Here is an 18,165-nt window from a genome sequence, read left to right as displayed (position 1 = left end):
TTGCGTAACGGAACAGCGTGAAAAACAGACAAGATGACCCGTCATTTGGCGGAGTAAAAACAGCGGCGTGTTGCCGCTGTTTGTTCTTGTTTGCCGGGCGAATACATCAGGATAGTGCAGCGCTGCCATAGCGGGTTTCAGGCGTTTCTTTCTTTATACAGCACTACAGAGAAGAAAGAAGGAAAGCATGATGCGGTGGCCGGAGCATACGGCGCTATCCCTCATTTAGTCATAAGGTAATCAGTTATGAGTCAACAACCACAGGTAAAATATCGGCACGACTACCGTGCGCCGGATTACACCATCACTGACATCGCGCTGGATTTTGATCTCGGTGCACAGCAGACCCGTGTCGTGGCAACCAGCCAGGTGGTGTTACGGGGAGAAAAAGGCGCGGTATTACGCCTTAATGGTGAAGGGTTGACGTTACTTGGGGTCACGGTGAACGGGCAAGAGTGGTCGGCTTACCGTGAAACGGCTGGTGCACTTGAGCTGACCGGCGTGCCAGAGGCCTTCACGTTGCGTATCGAAACGCAAATTAGCCCGGCGGCGAACAGCGCGCTGGAAGGGTTATACCAGTCGGGCGAGGCGCTGTGTACCCAGTGCGAGGCAGAAGGCTTTCGCCATATCACCTATTATCTTGACCGGCCGGATGTGCTGGCGCGCTTTACCACCCGCATTACGGCAGAGAAAAGCCGCTACCCGTATCTGCTCTCTAACGGCAACCGCGTGGCGCAAGGCGAGCTGGAGGATGGCCGCCACTGGGTGGAATGGCAAGATCCGTTCCCGAAACCCTGCTACCTGTTCGCGCTGGTGGCCGGTGATTTTGACGTGTTGCGCGACACTTTTGTCACCCGTTCCGGCCGTGATGTCGCGCTGGAACTGTTTGTCGATCGCGGCAACCTCGACCGGGCCGACTGGGCCATGACCTCGCTGAAAAACGCCATGAAGTGGGATGAAACCCGCTTTGGCCTGGAGTACGACCTCGACATCTATATGATAGTGGCGGTGGACTTCTTCAACATGGGGGCGATGGAAAATAAAGGGCTGAACATTTTCAACTCCAAATATGTGCTGGCCAAAGCCGAAACCGCCACCGATAAGGACTATCTCGGTATCGAAGCGGTGATCGCCCACGAATATTTCCATAACTGGACCGGCAACCGCGTCACCTGCCGCGACTGGTTCCAGTTGAGCCTCAAAGAGGGGCTGACGGTATTCCGCGATCAGGAGTTCAGCTCGGACGTCGGTTCCCGCCCGGCCAATCGCATTGACAACGTGCGGGTGATGCGCGGCGCGCAGTTCGCCGAAGACGCCAGCCCGATGTCGCACCCCATTCGCCCGGACAAAGTCATCGAGATGAATAACTTCTACACCCTGACGGTGTATGAAAAAGGCTCGGAAGTGATCCGCATGATGCACACCCTGCTGGGCGAAGAGAAATTCCAGGCAGGAATGCGGCTCTATTTTGACCGTCATGACGGCAGCGCTGCCACCTGTGATGACTTCGTGCAGGCGATGGAAGACGCCTCAAGCGTGGATTTATCGCAGTTCCGCCGCTGGTACAGCCAGTCGGGCACGCCGGTGGTGACCGTGAGCGACGAGTATGACGCAGCGACCCGCCAGTACCGCTTGCACGTCAGCCAGATGACGCCGGTCGGCGCGGACAAGCAAGACAAGCTGCCGCTGCACATTCCGCTGGATGTCGAGTTGTATGATAACGAAGGCCGGGTGATTGCGCTGCGCCAGAAAGGGCAGGCGCTGGGGTCGGTGCTCAATGTCACCGCAGCGGAGCAAACCTTCGTGTTTGACGATGTGCCTTGCCAGCCGGTGCCGTCACTGCTGCGTGAGTTTTCGGCACCGGTAAAACTCAATTACCCGTGGCGTGATGAACAGCTCACCTTCCTGATGCGCCACGCCAGCAATGCCTTCTCACGCTGGGATGCGGCACAAAGCCTGTTGGGTAACTATATTCGCCTGAACGTGGCGCGTTTCCAGCAGCAACAGCCGTTGTCGCTGCCGCTGCATGTGGTTGATGCGTTCCGGGGCGTGTTGCTGGATGAGGCACTCGACCCGATGCTGGCAGCACAGATCTTGTCGTTGCCGGGTGAAAACGAAATGGCCGAGTTGTTTGAGGTCATCGACCCGGATGCGATTGCTGCCGTGCGCCAGATGCTGGTGCACACGCTGGCACACGAGATGGCGGATGAACTGCTGGCGGTGTATCGCGCCAATAAGCTCGCGCAATACCGCGTTGACCAACACGATATGGGCAAACGCGCGCTGCGTAATCTCTGCCTCAGCTATCTGGCCTTTGCCGATCGCGCCGAGGCGGATAAATGGGTGACGGCGCAGTTCCATGAAGCGGATAACATGACGGATTCGCTGGCGGCAATGAGCGCGGCCGTGGCCGCGCAGTTGCCTTGCGCCGATACGCTACTGGCGGCGTTTGATGAACGCTGGCACCACGATGGCCTGGTGATGGACAAATGGTTTATCTTGCAGGCCAGCAGCCCGGCGGCCGGGGTGCTGGCGCGGGTACGCGACTTGCTTAACCACCGCTCATTTAGCCTTGGCAACCCCAACCGGGTGCGTTCGCTGGTTGGCGGCTTCTGTGCCGGTAATCCGTCAGCATTCCACGCCAAAGACGGCAGCGGTTATCAGTTTCTCACCGACATGTTGACCGAACTGAACACCCGCAACCCGCAGGTGGCCTCGCGCCTGATCGAACCGTTAATCCGCCTTAAGCGTTACGATTCAGCGCGTCAGGCGCTGATGCGCCAGGCGCTGGAAACCCTCAAAGGGCTGGAAAACCTCTCCGGCGATCTGTTCGAGAAAATCACGAAAGCGCTGGAGGCGTAAAGTTTAAACATCAAGGGTGGGTTATTTATTCGCTCACCGTCAAAGCCGGGAAAGTCCCGGCTTTTTTAATTCCATCACATTACAGCCATTCGGTTAGTTATATCACCTGCCACCTATCCTGCTTTTATTGACATTCAATTATCTGAGTGTAATAACTTTGGCCGTAAAATAAGACTATCTGCTTTGTTATTTCAATATAATTTAATGGCATGGAGTGTTTATGAGTAATGAAAGTATTAGTAAGATTATTATTGATCTCGATAATGTATTTGATTTAAATCGATACGATGAAAGCACCATGCTGCAATATGCGGCGAAAGATCAATTAGTTCAATTACTGAACGGTTTTGTTGAAGATGTGAAAAAATACAATAAAGAAAAATCACGCCAGCCGAATAGTAATGGTTTTCTAGATGAAATAACTCGTAAAAATAATACCATTTTTATTAATGGCCAACGCGGCACCGGTAAAACTACCTTTCTAAGAGCGATGTTGAATTATTACTCTGAGGAAAAGAATAGTGATGGTGTTTTTCCTCTGGCGTTTATAGATCCGACCTTAATCGAGACACATCAAAATATCCTGATTGATATTGTCGTAAAGTTTAAACAACTCTATGACAGCAAGCTTAAGTATTGTATGGATGAAGAGAAAAGTCAGCGACTGAATAAATGCCTTGAAGATATGGCGGAAGGGCTGAAACTCGCCAGTCACCATAAAACAAACCATGATAAACATGACGATAGCTGGTTCTTAAGTCAGACGTTGAAAAGTGCTAAGAGCGGGCAATGTTTAGAAGAACGGCTACACCATTTTATTAATGAAATTTCAGATGCATTAAATAAAGAATTATTTATCATTGCCATTGATGATGTTGATACCCATACTGAAAAAGCTTATGAGGTGCTGGAAACTATCCGCTGCTACCTCAATCACCCCAGGGTCGTGGTGCTGATTTCCGGGGATTTAAGACTATACAATCATATTGTCAAAAACAAAAAACAACTTGAATTACAATCTGGTGGCAAACAGAGCAATGATGAAAAAGAGACTAGGGATTTGGTAAGCCATTTAACCCAGCAATATATGGCAAAAATTTTTCCAGCCTATCAACGCATCGACTTAAAATTGTTAATTCAGTTATTTGAAAATAAAAATAGGAAAGTGATTTTCTCAAAAGGTGGTAAGATATACCAAGGCATTGAAAGCGCTGAGCAGAGTATAGGTAAGAAATCATCGGATCTCTTGTCTGATATTATTTCTCTTACGCTAAAGATTAAGGATGCACAGCAAAAATATTATCGGAATTTTATTCTTTATCAGCCAATACGAACCGTCGTGCAGTTGTTAAAAATGATGCCAGTTAACCAGGATGGAAAATTAACTGAATCACCTGAATTACGAGATTTAGTTATATCGGCATTAAAACGTATTTTTATTGGTGAAATTATCGATCAAAATATTGATTATTCTTTACTGGATGGTGGAGATAAAGACCTTAACAAAATTGCTTGTGCAATATTTATCCTATGCCATAAAAATGGCGAACTTGAAACTGGATTTTATTTACGTCCGGATAGCGATGATGATGCTTATAATGCTGTAAAAATATATTTGGCGATGGTGGTTAATCGGTTGTTAGAAGAAAATACACTGTCAAACGCACTGACCTTTATGCTAACCAGTGCAATGCCAGCTAATATTTATATGCACTATTTGGCTGAAAAAGAAAAAGGGGTAAATAATCTGCCAAGAGCATATGTTGAGTACCTTGGATTAACTCGAGGGGAAAATGTTACTGGAGTCGTGGCGCATTGTAATCCGGTTATTTTTCATGGATATGATAATGCATTAAAGCAAATTCATGGTGGAGTAATAAAAGTCAATAGGAGAAGGAGTAGCAGGTTTGATGCGGGCCGCTTTGAAAAGCTAACCGGATGTGGAAAAGATGATTTGATAAAGTCGTTAAGCTGGCTTTCCAGTAATCTGGATAAAGTTAATCAGAATTATGTTGATGTGGTGTCAGCAGTGACTATTTTGGCATCCGCCAGCAGTGTCCAGGAAGGGGCAGAAAAAAGAGATTATATTTCTATTTTTAGCTTGCTGGCGGTAATGGCTCGGTTGCTTGATAAAAACAGTGATTATCCAATTGAGCGCTTCATTTCAGTACAGACGTTTGGTTATCCGGTCTTTTTGGATAGGAAAAAAGAGACGGAAGATGAGGATGTTGAGGATGATGCAAGCGATGATGATACACAAAACTTAGAGAATAAGTATATAAAAATTCTGAATGATAAAATCACAGCGTGGAAGGGAAAGAGTAAAATAACTTGCTCATCATTACTAATGGGAAAAGTCTGGGAGCGAATTCAGTATACGCTGCTTCCTGCTTCTGAAGATTTCTCAGGTAGCAAATTTTTATATAAAGATGTGGAAAGGAAAGAAGATATTCTGCTTAGTCACCTATTTTCATCATTTGTTTTTGGAGTAATAAATGCATTTATGATAGAGGAAGTTAACTATAATAAAAATATCCCAGAGGGATTGGTGAGGAAATTTATTTCCGCTAAAAATACAGCCTCTTCACCTAAGGAGTTAGTTATTAACATAAAGCGTGTTACTGATTTTTTTGATGAAAATGAACAATATGATGAATATGTTAAGAGCGGTTTTTTTTGTAATTTCCTTCCTGTGACTAGCGAGATAATTCGGTGTCCATTAATTCTTCCATTTTTACTCCCTGACTTAAATTCGTCAGGTTTTTACATGGAAAGTGATGAGGATATTACATTGATTAACCCTATTAAAAATAAAAGAACAGACCGAGAAAAATTATATCAGGCAATTCTATCCACCGACTTGATGAAAGACCTGTACTCTATAAAGAAAACGATTTCAGTATCAGGGAAAACCGGTGAGGCATCTGCGCAAGACAAGTATTTATATATTTCCAGACTGCCTATTTCTGGGTGTTTTACAGAAAAGAAAAGCTCGCAACTAAATACAAAGTAAGGCCACAACATGTTTCTCAACCAATATCTTCTTGCGGAGCCCCGGTTGTATGAGCTTTTGCTGACGCAACTGCCGTTGTTGCTGTCGGGTGAGCGCTCGACTTTGCCGGAAAAAGACATCGAAGCCGTGACGTATAACAGTTGGTATCAGAGACAGTTTACCCATACCGACCCGATGTTTGAGCGCCACTGGGATCACTTGCTGTCACGTCAGCGTGAAGCCAAAGGGTGGTGCAGGGCGTTGCTTGGGCAGGCGGCTCGCTACCATCTGGACGAAGATCAGCGTCGGCTGGCGGTGCGCCAGTCGCGCTTTGGCGAGTGGCAAAACTGGGTGGCGAATCAATCTGGTTTCCCGGTTATCGCTTATCAACTGGAGCAGATGTGGTGCGGCAAGACGTGCCCACCGTTGTTTGAATTACTGGCGCGGCTGAAGCAGACGTTGGGTTACCGGCCGATTGTGTCACCCTGGCATCCACGCGTTGAAGATTATCTGCAACACGAAGGGTTGCATGAAGCGCATATGCACCTTAACGGTACGACCTTTGTGGAACTGATGTGGCATCACAGCCTGCTGAATCCTGATGCGCTGATTAATGAAATGGAGAAAAGCCGTAAGGATGACCCTACCCGATTGCGGCGCTTTTATGCCGTAGCCCACTCGCTGGATACCCCGATTAAAGTGAGCCGTATGCTGCATATCGCGCGTTATTGCCGCGAGTGGCTACTACGCTGGGCCGAAGGTCGGTATCACCCGGCGTGTGAGGGTAAACCGGCAAAACAGCACTTTGCTGACTTGCTGCGCTGTGACGATATTGTCGCTCCCGACGCGGGCTTTTTTGCCTGGGAACAGGCGGCGTATGCTCAGGAGCAACAGTATCAGGGCCTGTGCGAGCTGCATTTTCATATCCGGGTGTTACATGCGTTGCGCGCTCATCCGTCGGCGACGGAAGATGCCTGCTATTGGCTGTATTTGCTATGCATGAACCTGTTTCAGCGTTTGCTGGTGCAGCGCACCGATCAGATAGGTTTTGATCAGTTCCAGAAATTTACCGAGTTAGGTCCACGTGAGCCGATAGAAGAACGCTATGCTGCCCGTTTTTATCAGTTACATGGTGAGCGGACATCGGGCACATCGATGATGGCGACGATTGAAGGGCGCTTTGCGCCGAAAGACACGTCCGATAAGAATAAGCAACTGATCACGCGTATCCTTGACGGGTTTTGGGACTACCAGAACCCGAGTGCGTCATCGCTTGATAAGCCACCAGAGTTAAATGCGCTGGCACAAGCCTGTCTTGGCGCGACACGTCCGGCGCTGCGGCTGGTGGTGCATTTCATCAAACGTCACTGGGATTATCGTGATGGCTCTTCCCATTTCAGCGCACTACGTGAAGGTGTGTTGATGCGTGCTCATGCATTATTTCAGGTGCTGGAGGCGTTTCCGGCGTTGCGCTCGCTGCTTACCGGGTTTGATGCCGCTGCCAATGAGCGCGAGGCTCCACCGGAAGTGTTCGCCGTGCTTTTTCGTCAGGCACGCCGTCAGGGTATCGCCCATTTCACCTATCACGCCGGGGAGGATTTTGAACATCTGATCAGTGGCATTCGCGCCGTCTATGACAGCCTGACGCTGCTGGAGTTATCGAATGGCGATCGCATCGGTCATGCTACGGCGATTGGTATTATGCCGACGTTTTGGCGTACGAAAATGCCGGAGACGTTGTTCATTAAGCAAGGCGAATGGCTGGAAAACCTGCTGTTTGTACGCAAGTTATTACTGGAACAGCGAGAGGGCAGCGATTTATCGCTGGTACGGCTGGATAGCGAAATTGCGATGCTGGCGTACCGGATTTTTGCACAGCACCCTTCCATCGTCGTGTTACAGCTCTTTTTTGACGGTCGCGGGCTTGACCCCATACAGGTGCGAAATTATCTGCAAGATAAGACGGACAGGCCGGTGGGCTGGCTGGGAGAAGAGTTCGAGCGGGTCGGTGAGTTTGCAAAACGCTATGGCAAAGAGGCGTTGATATTGCTGAAACAGCGCTGGTTTGATGCAGACGTGATCACGCGGTATGAAGCCTCCGCCGAGTTCGACACCGATTTTCTGCCTGACAGTACCCTGCTTGCTGCACAGCAATACGTGCAAAAGCGGGTGCGTGAAAAACATATAGTGATTGAAACGCTGCCGACCAGCAATGTCAGGATCAGTTATTACGAGGATATTACCCAGCACCATGTATTCCGCTGGATGCATCTTCCCGAGCGTTATGTTGCAGGCGATCATCCTATGTCGGTGGCATTAGGATCTGACGATCAGGGGATTTTTGTCACCGATATGAAAGGGGAGTTCTATCATCTGTTTACCGTGCTGATGAACGAATTTGGCTACAGCGAGCAGGATGCACTGGCGCAGGTGGCGGCACTCAATGAGAACGGACGCATTTACCGCTTCGATTATCCGCTTTAAAGAAGAGCAGGGGGCAGTGAAACACTGTCGCCCCCTTGGTGGCGAATATCTCATCAACCATCTCATCAACCGACGCGCTGAGGCGCGGGCTGTGTCGCGCGAGCCACCGGCGTCAGTATCCGCTCCAGCACCTGTGCTTCCAGCTCTGCCAGCCGGGCGGAACCACGGCGGCGCGGGCGCGGCAGGTCAATCGCCACATCCAACCCGACTTGACCGTCTTCGATCAGAATCACCCGGTCGGCGAGGGCGACGGCTTCGCTGACATCGTGCGTGACCAGTAATACGGTAAAACCGTGCTGTAGCCAGAGTGATTCGATCAGCCCCTGCATCTCAATGCGGGTCAGCGCATCCAGCGCGCCCAGCGGCTCATCGAGTAGCAGCAAGCCGGGGCGATGGATCAATGCGCGCGCCAGCGCCACCCGTTGCTTTTGCCCGCCGGAGAGCGCCGCAGGCCAGTCGGCCGCGCGTGATGCCAGCCCGACGGCGTCCAGCGCCTGATGCGCGGCGGTGCGCCAGTCGCCGCGTAACCCGAGGCCGACGTTATCCAGCACCCGTTTCCAGGGTAATAAGCGCGCTTCCTGAAACATTAGCCGAATGTCGTCACGCGCCTGCTGTAACGGCGCGCGGCCCGCCAGCAGCGCCCCCGCGCTTGCCGACTCGAGGCCAGCGAGCAGGCGCAGTAAGGTGCTTTTGCCGCAACCGCTGCGCCCGACCACCGCGATAAACTGCCCGGCGGGGATGTGCAGGTGAATGTCGTTGAGGATGGTGCGTGCGCCATAGCGTTTGCTCACGCCATTAATCAGCACCGGTGTCCCGGCATTCAGGCGTGCCGGTGCGTCTTGAGACAGTGTCATGCTGCTTCCTCCGTCAACTGCCAGCTTGGGTGCCAGCGTAGCCAAACCCGTTCCAGTGTCAGGGCGATAACATCCGCCAGTTTGCCCAGCAGGGCGTAGAGAATAATCGCCACTACCACCACATCGGTTTGCAGAAATTCGCGCGCATTCATTGCCAGATAACCGATGCCGGAGCTGGCAGAGATGGTTTCAGCCACAATCAGCGTCAGCCACATCAAACCGAGCGAGAAGCGCACGCCAACCATAATCGATGGCAGCGCCCCCGGTAACACCACTTCGTAAAACAGCCGAAAGCCGGATAAGCCGTAGCTGCGTGCCATCTCCAGCAGGCCGCTGTCGATATTGCGGATCCCGTGATAGGTGTTGAGGTAAACGGGGAACAGCGTGCCGAGTGCGACCAGAAAAATCTTGGCGCTTTCATCAATGCCGAACCACAAAATCACCAGCGGGATCAGCGCCAGATGCGGCACATTGCGCAGCATCTGCATCGAGGTATCCAGCAAGCGCTCACCGGTGCGCGACAACCCGGTGACAAACCCCAGCGCCAGCCCCAGCGTACCGCCGACGGCAAAGCCGGTCAGTGCCCGCCAGGTACTGATGCTCAGGTGTTGCCATAGCTCACCGCTGCGCGTCAGCCGCCAGAACGTCAGCACAATCGCTTGCGGTGACGGCAAAATTCGGCTGGAGAGCCAGCCTGCGCTGGCGGCCAGTTGCCAGACGGCGACCAGTAATAGTGGCAGTAGCCAGGGTGTGAGCCGCCCGGCCGTGAGGTGTACAATCCGGCGCATCGGCAGGCTCCTTAGCTCTGGGCGGCTTTTAACAGCGGCACAAATTCATTGCCGACGATTTCGCCTTGCGAGCGTAACGGCTGCGGCTGTGGCACCTCGGGCACCGCCACATCCAGATGCGGGAACAGCAGCTCGCCCACCTTGTAGGCCTCTTCCAGATGCGGGTAGCCTGATAACACAAAGGTATCAATCCCCAGACTGGCGTACTCCTCAATGCGTTGCGCCACGGTTTGCGGGTCGCCCACCAGCGCCGTGCCCGCGCCACCGCGCACCAGCCCGATGCCGGCCCACAGGTTGGGGCTGATTTCCAGCTTGTCGCGTTTGCCGCCATGCAGCGCCACCATGCGTTGCTGGCCTACCGAGTCAAAGCGTTTTAGCGATGCCTGCGCTTCGGCAATCGTCTCGTCATCCAGTTTGGAGATGAGCCGGTTGGCGGCCTGCCACGCTTCTTCGGCGGTTTCGCGCACGATAACGTGCAGGCGAATACCGAAGCGGACTTGTCGCCCCTGCGCTGCGGCTCTGGCGCGCACCTGGTCGAGCTTTTCTTTTACTTGCGCCGGCGGTTCGCCCCAGGTGAGGTAGAGGTCAACCTGTTCGGCGGCCAAATCCAGCGCGGCATCCGAGGAGCCGCCGAAATAGAGCGGCGGATGGGGCTGTTGTACCGGCGGGTAGTGCAGCTTCGCCCCTTTGACCTGAATATGTTTGCCATCATAGTCAACGGTTTCGCCTTTCAGCACCCCGCGCCAGATGCGGGTGAATTCGGCAGAGGCTTCGTAGCGCTGTTCATGATCGAGAAACAACCCCTCGGCCGCCAGCTCGTCCGGGTCGCCGCCGGTGACAAGGTTGAACAACGCCCGGCCATTGGAGAGCCTGTCCAGCGTCGCGGCCTGACGCGCGGCAAGCGTAGGCGAAATGATGCCGGGGCGTAGCGCAACCAAAAAGCGCAGCCGCTGCGTTACCGGGATCAGGGAGGCGGCGACCAGCCACGAATCCTCGCAAGATCGCCCGGTTGGGATCAAGACGCCGCCAAAGCCCAGACGGTCGGCCGCTTGGGCAATTTGTTGCAGATAGCTGTGATCGACCGGGCGGGCGTTTTCACCTTTACCAAAATAGTGGCCGTCACCGTGGGTGGGCAGGAACCAGAAAATATTCAGACTCATTGTGAGTATCTCCGTTCTCTCAAACTGGATATCAGGGGGTGACCGGGGCACGCCAGATTCGGCTGGCGACATCAAGCCGGGTTGGGATCAGGTGATTGTCGTAAAACAGATCGGCGGTGTGCTGTTGCGCTTGCAGCGTGCGGTCGTCCACCGGTTTGATAACGGTAATCGGGCGATGGTCGAAATAACTGGCGATCACCGCTTCCGGCAGCCCCATGGCGTTGGCCAGCAGCGTGACGCTTTGCGCGCGCTGGCTGAGGGTTAACGCGTCAGCCAGCGTCAGGGTATTGAGGAACTGTTGCAGGAACGGGCCGTATTTTTCCGCATAGGCGCGTGAGGCCAGATAAAACGAGCCGGTCAAATTCAGGTCGGTGCCATCGGCCAGTACCCGAACGCCACCTTGCAAGAGTGCCGCTGAGTAGTACGGGTCCCAGATGGTCCAGGCATCGACATTGCCTTGCTGAAAGGCGGCGCGCGCATCGGCGGGCGTCAGGTAAGCAGGCTGAATATCGGCAAAGGTCAGCCCGGCTTTTTGCAGGTTACGCAGCAGCAGGTTGTGCGAGCTGGAACCTTTCTGGAAGGCAACTTTACGGCCTTTCAGGTCGGCCACCGTTTTTATCGGGCTGTCGTCACGTACCAGAATCACTTCCGCTTTGGGTTTAGGGGGCTCGACGCCGATATAGACCAAATCCGCCCCTGCCGCCTGGGCAAACAGCGGTGGAATATCACCGGTACTGCCGACATCAATGCTGCCGATGTTCAGCGCTTCGAGCATTTGCGGCCCGGCGGGAAACTCTATCCAACTGATTTGTGTCTGGGGAAACTGCTTTTCCAGTAATTGATGGGTTTTCGCCAGTACCAGGCTGACCGAGCCTTTTTGAAAACCGACGCGCAACTGCGCCGGATCGGCCGCATGGGCCAGCGAAGTGGCCCCGACGAGTGCCGGGAGCAACAGCGTGAGGGCGGCGTGTTTCAAACGCGAGAGCAGCGGGCGGTGCAACATAACAGGTGTCCTCATTTCCATGTTTAAGGCAATGTCAACGTTCAGTCTGGGGTCAGGCGCTTAGCCGCTCAGGGGCTGGCTGGCGCTGGGCATCTGGTGCCCTTCGCAGCAGTGCCTGGAAAAACAGATGCAGCGCGTCTTCTAACCGGGCTTCGAGCGCCGGGGCAAAATCCGGCGTGCGGTCGTAGTGGCTTATCTGGCTGTCTTCTGCGAACACGCCCTGTAGAATTTCCTGTGCTTTCAGGGCGTTGAGTACCGGTTTGAGGCTGTAATCAATCGCCAGCATGTGGGCTATCGAGCCTGCGCTTGCCAGCGGCAACACCACTTTGTGCTCAAATGCCCGCTCGGGCAGTAAGTCGAGCAGCGCTTTCAGGCCGCCGGAAAATGAGGCTTTATAAATGGGCGTTGCTATCAATACGCCGTCGGCCTCGGCCAGTTGGCTATTGAGCGTTTGCAGCGAAGGGCTGTCAAAGCGGGCGTTGAGCAAATCATCGGGCGCGAAGTTGTGCAGGTGCCAGGGCAACACTTCAACACCTTGTGCTTCCAGCCACTTACCGGCGTGATGCAATAAAGCGGTAGAGCGGGAAGGGTAGCGCGGGCTGCCTGCCAGCGTTATGACACGCATAGTGACTCCTTATAACCAAAAATTAGCAATCATCACGATTTAATAACAGTTTTGCAGTCTGGCAGAGCGGATGCGGGTTCGAAAAATGATTTATTGTGGAATGGAAAGTGAAAAAACGAATAAAAAAGCGGCAGCGCAGGGGCTGGGCAAAGAAAACGATTGCGTTGATGTGCCGTTTTTTGGCCAAGGTCAATTCCCTTTCACGGGCCGATAGACGATAATACGCCCCCGGTTTGCTACCGGGACTCAGGAGAAGTCATGTATCCCCTCATTCGTAAAGCGTTATTCCAGCTCGACCCCGAACAGGCGCACGAGTTTACTCTGCATCAGTTGCGTCGAATTACCCATACTCCCTTTGAATGGCTGGTGCGTCAGTCTGTGCCGACCAAACCTGTCATCTGTATGGGGTTATCGTTTCGCAACCCGCTCGGGCTGGCCGCAGGGCTTGATAAAGACGGCGAGTGTATTGATGCGCTCGGTGCAATGGGCTTTGGTTTTATTGAGATAGGCACCGTGACGCCACGCCCGCAACCGGGCAATGACAAACCCCGGCTGTTCCGGGTGGTGGAAGCGCAGGGGCTGATTAACCGCATGGGGTTTAATAACCGTGGGGTGGATAATCTGGTCGAGAATGTGAAACGTGCCCGTTTTGGCGGCGTGCTTGGCATTAATATCGGTAAAAATAAAGACACTCCGGTTGAGCAGGGCAAAGACGATTATCTTCTCTGTATGGATAAGATCTATGCCCACTCCGGCTATATCGCCATTAATATTTCCTCACCGAACACGCCGGGGCTGCGCACGCTGCAATACGGTGACGCGCTGGATGATTTATTGCAGGCGATAAAAAATAAACAGGCTGAACTGCATGCCCGTTATCAGAAATATGTGCCGGTGGCGGTAAAAATTGCGCCGGATTTATCCGACGAGGAGTTGGTGCAAATTGCCGACAGCCTGGTGCGCCATCAGATTGACGGTGTCATTGCCACCAATACCACGCTCGACAGGCAATTGATTCAGGGCCTGAATCACTGCGGGCAAACCGGCGGATTAAGCGGGCGGCCACTGCAATCGCGTAGTACCGAGGTGATTCGCCGCTTATCTCAGGAATTACACGGGCGTTTGCCGATTATTGGCGTTGGCGGAATTGACTCGGTGGTGGCCGCGCGTGAAAAGCTGGCGGCAGGCGCAACGCTGGTGCAGGTATATAGCGGGTTTATTTATCACGGCCCTCGCCTGATTAAAGATATTGTTACTCACATCTGATTTTTCATTTGTCGCAGCCAGCGTCGGGGTTTATTTCCCCGCGACGCTGGTTTATATTCGGCTTCGTTTGCATGAAATGACGTCATCTTGATTTTCTTCACCTTATTGCGGTGAAGCCTACTGTATAAAAAGCATCAGAACTGAGCCAAAGGCTCGGGATAAAGGTTAGACATGAAGCTGATACCTGACGATCACTGGCGCTGGTATTTTGATGCCGAACAGGCGCGCCTGATGCTTGACCTTGCCAATGGCAAGGTGTTTTGTTCCCACTTCCCTGCGTCCATGCTCACGCCGGATGCCTTTAGCGCCGCAGCGTTTTGCGTTGAGGATGCCGCACTGTTTTTCACTTTTCAGGAGAAGTGCCAGCCTTTGGGGTTAACCACGACTGAAACCGCTGAGTTGGTACTCAATGCGCTGGTGGCGAACCGTTTTTTGAAACCGCTGATGCCGAAAAGCTGGCATTTTCGTGTGTATGGCGCGCTTGACGGCATGCCGCAGACCGGTGATCTGGTGAGTGTGATGTTAAATGAGCGCCCGGAGTCGGCTTATTTCATGGTGGTGGAGGCCGGCGATAACGCCAGCCTGTGCCTGCTGGTACAAGAGCAACTGGTGCTGAACGGTAAAACGCTACAACGCGCGGACGCCATTAAAATCATGCACGACCGGCTACGCTTTTATTCGCCGCATCCCGAGACGCTTTCTCCCCGTTACGCCTTTGCCGGATAACACAGGGCAACGCACCGCCTGTGATGGGGCGTTGCCCTGTGTTTTCGCCGCTGCGGCGTGGCTTAATCCAGCGTAATATCGCTCACGGGCACGCAACTGCACGCCAGAATTTCCCCATCATCCGTTTGTGCCCCGCTTTCAGTGGCGCGACAGCACCTTGTGTCAGCGTGAGCCGACAGCATCCGCACAACCCTGCCCGGCATGAATAAGGCACCCGAATCCCCTGTTGCTCGAGTTGCTCCAGCACTATCTGCTGGTTATTACCTGTAAAGGTGTTGCCCTGATAGGTGATGCGCACCGCTCGTGTATCCGCCGGTGCAGCCGTCTTGTTTTCGCCACCGGTCTGAGCTGCGGCTCCGTAAGGGCGCGGCGGTTTGGTGGCCAGTACCTCCAGGCTATCCCCCACGCGCAGGATGCCACGGCTACGCGCTATCAGGTTGATGCCGAAATCCACGTCGCCGTCTTGCGCGGTGCGATACTGTTGCAGCGTTGCCAGCGGCTCTCCCGATGGGTGGCGACGCCCGCGCTCGAGGCTGACAGTGGTGAGTACGCAGCGGCTACAGGGTTTGGCGACATCGAAAATCACGTCCCCTATGCGCACGGTTTGCCAACTGTCTTCGGCATAGGGCTGAGCACCACTGACAATCAAATTGGCGCGAAACTGCTCAATTCGCACGCCAGCAGCGCAGCGACGGCGCAAGTCGTCAAAAGAAGCTTCATTCACCAGCAAAAAAGGGTAGCCATCGGCAAAATGCAGCGGTGTTTGCGGGTGGCGCTTAACGCGCCGCGACGGCTCTGGCCCCTGCCAGCGCAACTGCACCGGACGTTGCAGGTATTCACTGAGCCAGCGGTTGATGGGGTCATGGGCAATATGCGCCTCAAAGTGGTTGCCCCAAACCTCGGTCGGCGCGAGCGAGGGCGTGAAATCAGTAAAGTTAACCGCCAGTGTGTTGCCATCCGGCGCGCTCAGTAACAGACCTTCTGGCGTCAACGCGGGGGTAAAGAGCACCAGTTGCGGGTACTGTCGCGCGGTAATAAAGGTGCCGTCTGGCTCGGTTAGCATAAAGATGCGGTCAAACGCAGGCCCGCCGGGGCTGACCATCATGGGCGACAGGCTGATGCCACGCATTGATTTGACCGGATGAACAAAAAGCCGGTTGAGTGCTATCACAGGGGGCTCCTTGCTGAATGAAAGCGGCAACTTTATGACAAGCCGCCGGGATTAGCTATAATGCGCCTCAATTTTCTTTAAGGTGATAGCTGCGATATGAACTCTCTGTTTGCCAGCACGGCGCGTGGTCTGGAAGAATTGTTAAAAAGTGAACTGGAGGCGCTGGGCGCGCAGCACTGCACGGTGGTGCAGGGCGGAGTGCACTTTCAGGGAGACAATCGGCTGCTGTACCAAAGCCTGATGTGGAGCCGCCTGGCGTCCCGTATTCTGTTGCCGCTCAATACGTTTAAGGTCTACAGCGATCTGGATTTATATCTGGGCGTGCAGGCGGTGGACTGGAGCGAGATGTTTGATGTCAATCACACCTTTGTGGTGCATTTCAATGGCACGAACGAGGTCATTCGCAACAGTCAGTACGGTGCGCTCAAGGTGAAAGATGCGATTGTTGACAGCTTTAGCCGCAAAACCGGCCAGCGCCCGGACGTGGCCCGCCAGCAAGCCGATATTCGCGTGGATGTGTTTTTGCAGCGCGAGCAGGCAAGCGTTGCGCTGGATCTCAGTGGTGAAGGGCTGCATCTGCGCGGCTACCGCGAGCAGGCCGGGCAAGCTCCGCTTAAAGAGACGCTGGCCGCGGCCATTGTGCAGCGCTCGGGCTGGCTGCCGGGCACGCCGATGTGTGACCCGATGTGCGGCTCAGGCACGCTGTTGATAGAAGCGGCGATGATGGCCGCCGATCGCGCGCCGGGCCTGCATCGCCAGCATTGGGGCTTTCTGGCCTGGAAAAAGCACGATGCCGCGCTGTGGAAAAGCGTCACAACCGACGCGCAAGCGCGCGCCCGTGCCGGCCTGCAAGCCACCACATCGCGTTTCTTCGGTTCGGATATTGACCGGCGCATCATCGAGATTGCCAGCGCCAATGCGCGCCGTGCCGGCGTCAGCGAACTAATCATCGTTTTTGACGCGCGTGATGCCACACAGCTGAAAAACCCGCTGCCGCAAGGGCCGGCAGGCACCGTTGTCAGCAACCCGCCTTACGGCGAGCGGCTGGAGAGCGAACCGGCGCTGATCGCACTGCATAACCTGCTGGGCCGTAAGATGAAGAGTGAGTTTGGCGGCTGGCAGTTATCGCTGTTTAGCGCCTCGCCGGAACTGCTCAGTTGTCTGCAACTGCGTGCCGATCGCCAGTTCAAGGCGAAAAACGGCCCGCTGGAGTGCGTGCAGAAAAACTACCGCCTGGCGTCAGGCGAGCTGCAGAGCGATACCCCACAAACGGCGGTCTTTGCCGAGGATTTTGCCAACCGCCTGCGCAAGAACCTGCGCAAACTGGAAAAATGGGCGCAGCAGCAGGGGATCGCGTGTTACCGCCTGTACGATGCTGACCTGCCGGAGTACAACGTGGCGATAGATCGTTACGGCAGCCGGGTGGTGGTACAAGAGTATGCGCCGCCCAAGAGTATCGATGCGCAAAAAGCCCGCCAGCGCGTGTTTGACATCATTAATGCCACCCTTAGCGTGCTGGATATTCCGGCCAGCCATTTGGTGTTGAAAACCCGTGAGCGGCAAAAAGGCAAAAATCAGTATGAGAAAATGGCCGAGAAGGGCGAGTTTCTGCAAGTCAGCGAATTTAACGCCAAACTGTGGGTGAACCTGACTGACTATCTCGACACCGGGCTGTTTCTCGACCACCGCATTGCCCGGCAAATGCTGGGCCAGATGAGCAAAGGCAAAGATTTTCTCAACCTGTTTGCCTATACCGGCACCGCCAGTGTGCACGCCGGGCTCGGTGGCGCTCGCTCCACCACCACGGTAGATATGTCGCGTACCTATCTGGAGTGGGCGGAGAAAAACCTGCGCCTTAATGGCCTGACCGGCCGCCAGCATCGCCTGATGCAGGCTGATTGCCTGGCCTGGATGCAGGAGACGCACGAACAGTTCGACCTGATTTTTATCGATCCGCCGACGTTTTCTAACTCCAAGCGGATGGAGGCATCGTTTGATGTGCAGCGCGATCACCTGATGCTGATGACCCAGCTTAAACGGATGTTACGCCCCGGCGGCACCATCCTGTTTTCCAATAACAAGCGCGGTTTCCAGATGGATATCGCCGGGTTGACGGCACTGGGGCTGTCGGCGAAGGACATCAGTGCACAGACGTTGTCGCAGGATTTCGCCCGTAACCGCCAGATCCACAACAGTTGGCTGCTCACACACGCTTTCGAGGAAAAGTAATTACC

11 protein-coding genes and 1 pseudogene are annotated in these 18,165 nt (G+C 53.9%); 6 read left to right on the top strand and 6 right to left on the bottom strand.

Translation table 11 applies throughout. From position 1 onward, the window contains the following. Positions 1-246: 246 nt before the first annotated feature. The 3 genes from pepN (at position 247) to DAQ1742_RS12605 (ending at position 8,338) form a co-directional block, all read left to right on the top strand. On the top strand, positions 247-2,862 hold the full coding sequence (gene pepN, locus DAQ1742_RS12615) for an aminopeptidase N (protein WP_035341216.1): 2,616 nt from the start codon (positions 247-249) through the stop codon (positions 2,860-2,862). Between the two features lie 220 nt (positions 2,863-3,082). Next, positions 3,083-5,875 (top strand): P-loop NTPase fold protein, encoded by a 2,793-nt coding sequence (locus tag DAQ1742_RS12610; RefSeq protein ID WP_035341218.1) that lies wholly within the window; start codon positions 3,083-3,085, stop codon positions 5,873-5,875. A 9-nt stretch (positions 5,876-5,884) separates the two neighbouring features. Further along, the gene (locus tag DAQ1742_RS12605; RefSeq protein WP_083961012.1) at positions 5,885-8,338 is read left to right on the top strand and encodes an amidohydrolase family protein; all 2,454 of its coding nucleotides are present in this window, start codon (positions 5,885-5,887) and stop codon (positions 8,336-8,338) included. 65 nt (positions 8,339-8,403) lie between these two features. Here the strand turns inward: DAQ1742_RS12605 and ssuB are convergent, their stop codons facing one another. Genes ssuB through ssuE form a run of 5 tightly spaced genes read right to left on the bottom strand, consistent with a single transcriptional unit; the run spans position 8,404 to position 12,768 of the window. Continuing rightward, positions 8,404-9,192, bottom strand: coding sequence for an aliphatic sulfonates ABC transporter ATP-binding protein (gene ssuB / locus DAQ1742_RS12600; RefSeq protein WP_035341224.1), 789 nt, complete (start codon positions 9,190-9,192; stop codon positions 8,404-8,406). Continuing rightward, positions 9,189-9,980, bottom strand: a complete 792-nt coding sequence (gene ssuC / locus DAQ1742_RS12595) for an aliphatic sulfonate ABC transporter permease SsuC (RefSeq protein WP_035341227.1) — start codon at positions 9,978-9,980, stop codon at positions 9,189-9,191. The genes ssuB and ssuC overlap by 4 nt, the downstream gene beginning before the upstream one ends. Before the next feature lie 11 nt (positions 9,981-9,991). Next, positions 9,992-11,140, bottom strand: a complete 1,149-nt coding sequence (gene ssuD / locus DAQ1742_RS12590; protein WP_035341230.1) for an FMNH2-dependent alkanesulfonate monooxygenase — start codon at positions 11,138-11,140, stop codon at positions 9,992-9,994. Positions 11,141-11,171: 31 nt separating this feature from the next. Then, complete coding sequence (locus DAQ1742_RS12585; RefSeq protein WP_071604067.1) at positions 11,172-12,143, bottom strand: sulfonate ABC transporter substrate-binding protein; 972 nt, start codon at positions 12,141-12,143, stop codon at positions 11,172-11,174. A gap of 52 nt (positions 12,144-12,195) precedes the next feature. Next, positions 12,196-12,768, bottom strand: a complete 573-nt coding sequence (ssuE, locus tag DAQ1742_RS12580; RefSeq protein WP_035341233.1) for an NADPH-dependent FMN reductase — start codon at positions 12,766-12,768, stop codon at positions 12,196-12,198. Between the two features lie 258 nt (positions 12,769-13,026). Between ssuE and pyrD the strand changes: the two genes are divergently transcribed. Then, on the top strand, positions 13,027-14,034 hold the full coding sequence (gene pyrD, locus DAQ1742_RS12575; protein WP_035341236.1) for a quinone-dependent dihydroorotate dehydrogenase: 1,008 nt from the start codon (positions 13,027-13,029) through the stop codon (positions 14,032-14,034). Between the two features lie 171 nt (positions 14,035-14,205). Continuing rightward, positions 14,206-14,760, top strand: a complete 555-nt coding sequence (locus DAQ1742_RS12570) for a cell division protein ZapC (protein WP_035341239.1) — start codon at positions 14,206-14,208, stop codon at positions 14,758-14,760. A 62-nt stretch (positions 14,761-14,822) separates the two neighbouring features. Here the strand turns inward: DAQ1742_RS12570 and DAQ1742_RS12565 are convergent. Further along, positions 14,823-15,931, bottom strand: a pseudogene (locus DAQ1742_RS12565) (YcbX family protein). Between the two features lie 96 nt (positions 15,932-16,027). On the opposite strand from DAQ1742_RS12565, the gene rlmKL reads away from it, so the two are divergent. Beyond that, positions 16,028-18,160 carry a bifunctional 23S rRNA (guanine(2069)-N(7))-methyltransferase RlmK/23S rRNA (guanine(2445)-N(2))-methyltransferase RlmL gene (gene rlmKL, locus DAQ1742_RS12560; protein WP_180706137.1) on the top strand — a complete coding sequence of 711 codons (2,133 nt, stop codon included), beginning with the start codon at positions 16,028-16,030 and terminating at the stop codon, positions 18,158-18,160. The last annotated feature ends 5 nt before the right edge of the window (positions 18,161-18,165 follow it).

Origin of the sequence: Dickeya aquatica, assembly GCF_900095885.1 — a bacterium.
In the GTDB taxonomy this organism is placed as follows: domain Bacteria; phylum Pseudomonadota; class Gammaproteobacteria; order Enterobacterales; family Enterobacteriaceae; genus Dickeya; species Dickeya aquatica.
The sequence above is the reverse complement of the archived record's forward strand: the minus strand, read 5'-3'. Positions and strand labels throughout refer to the sequence as shown.

Excerpts from the sequence above, each read along its gene's own strand:
- pepN (WP_035341216.1), top strand. The coding sequence starts at position 247 with ATGAGTCAACAACCACAGGTAAAATATCGGCACGACTACCGTGCGCCG.
- DAQ1742_RS12610 (WP_035341218.1), top strand. The coding sequence starts at position 3,083 with ATGAGTAATGAAAGTATTAGTAAGATTATTATTGATCTCGATAATGTA.
- DAQ1742_RS12605 (WP_083961012.1), top strand. The coding sequence starts at position 5,885 with ATGTTTCTCAACCAATATCTTCTTGCGGAGCCCCGGTTGTATGAGCTT.
- ssuB (WP_035341224.1), bottom strand. The coding sequence starts at position 9,192 with ATGACACTGTCTCAAGACGCACCGGCACGCCTGAATGCCGGGACACCG.
- ssuC (WP_035341227.1), bottom strand. The coding sequence starts at position 9,980 with ATGCGCCGGATTGTACACCTCACGGCCGGGCGGCTCACACCCTGGCTA.
- ssuD (WP_035341230.1), bottom strand. The coding sequence starts at position 11,140 with ATGAGTCTGAATATTTTCTGGTTCCTGCCCACCCACGGTGACGGCCAC.
- DAQ1742_RS12585 (WP_071604067.1), bottom strand. The coding sequence starts at position 12,143 with ATGTTGCACCGCCCGCTGCTCTCGCGTTTGAAACACGCCGCCCTCACG.
- ssuE (WP_035341233.1), bottom strand. The coding sequence starts at position 12,768 with ATGCGTGTCATAACGCTGGCAGGCAGCCCGCGCTACCCTTCCCGCTCT.
- pyrD (WP_035341236.1), top strand. The coding sequence starts at position 13,027 with ATGTATCCCCTCATTCGTAAAGCGTTATTCCAGCTCGACCCCGAACAG.
- DAQ1742_RS12570 (WP_035341239.1), top strand. The coding sequence starts at position 14,206 with ATGAAGCTGATACCTGACGATCACTGGCGCTGGTATTTTGATGCCGAA.
- rlmKL (WP_180706137.1), top strand. The coding sequence starts at position 16,028 with ATGAACTCTCTGTTTGCCAGCACGGCGCGTGGTCTGGAAGAATTGTTA.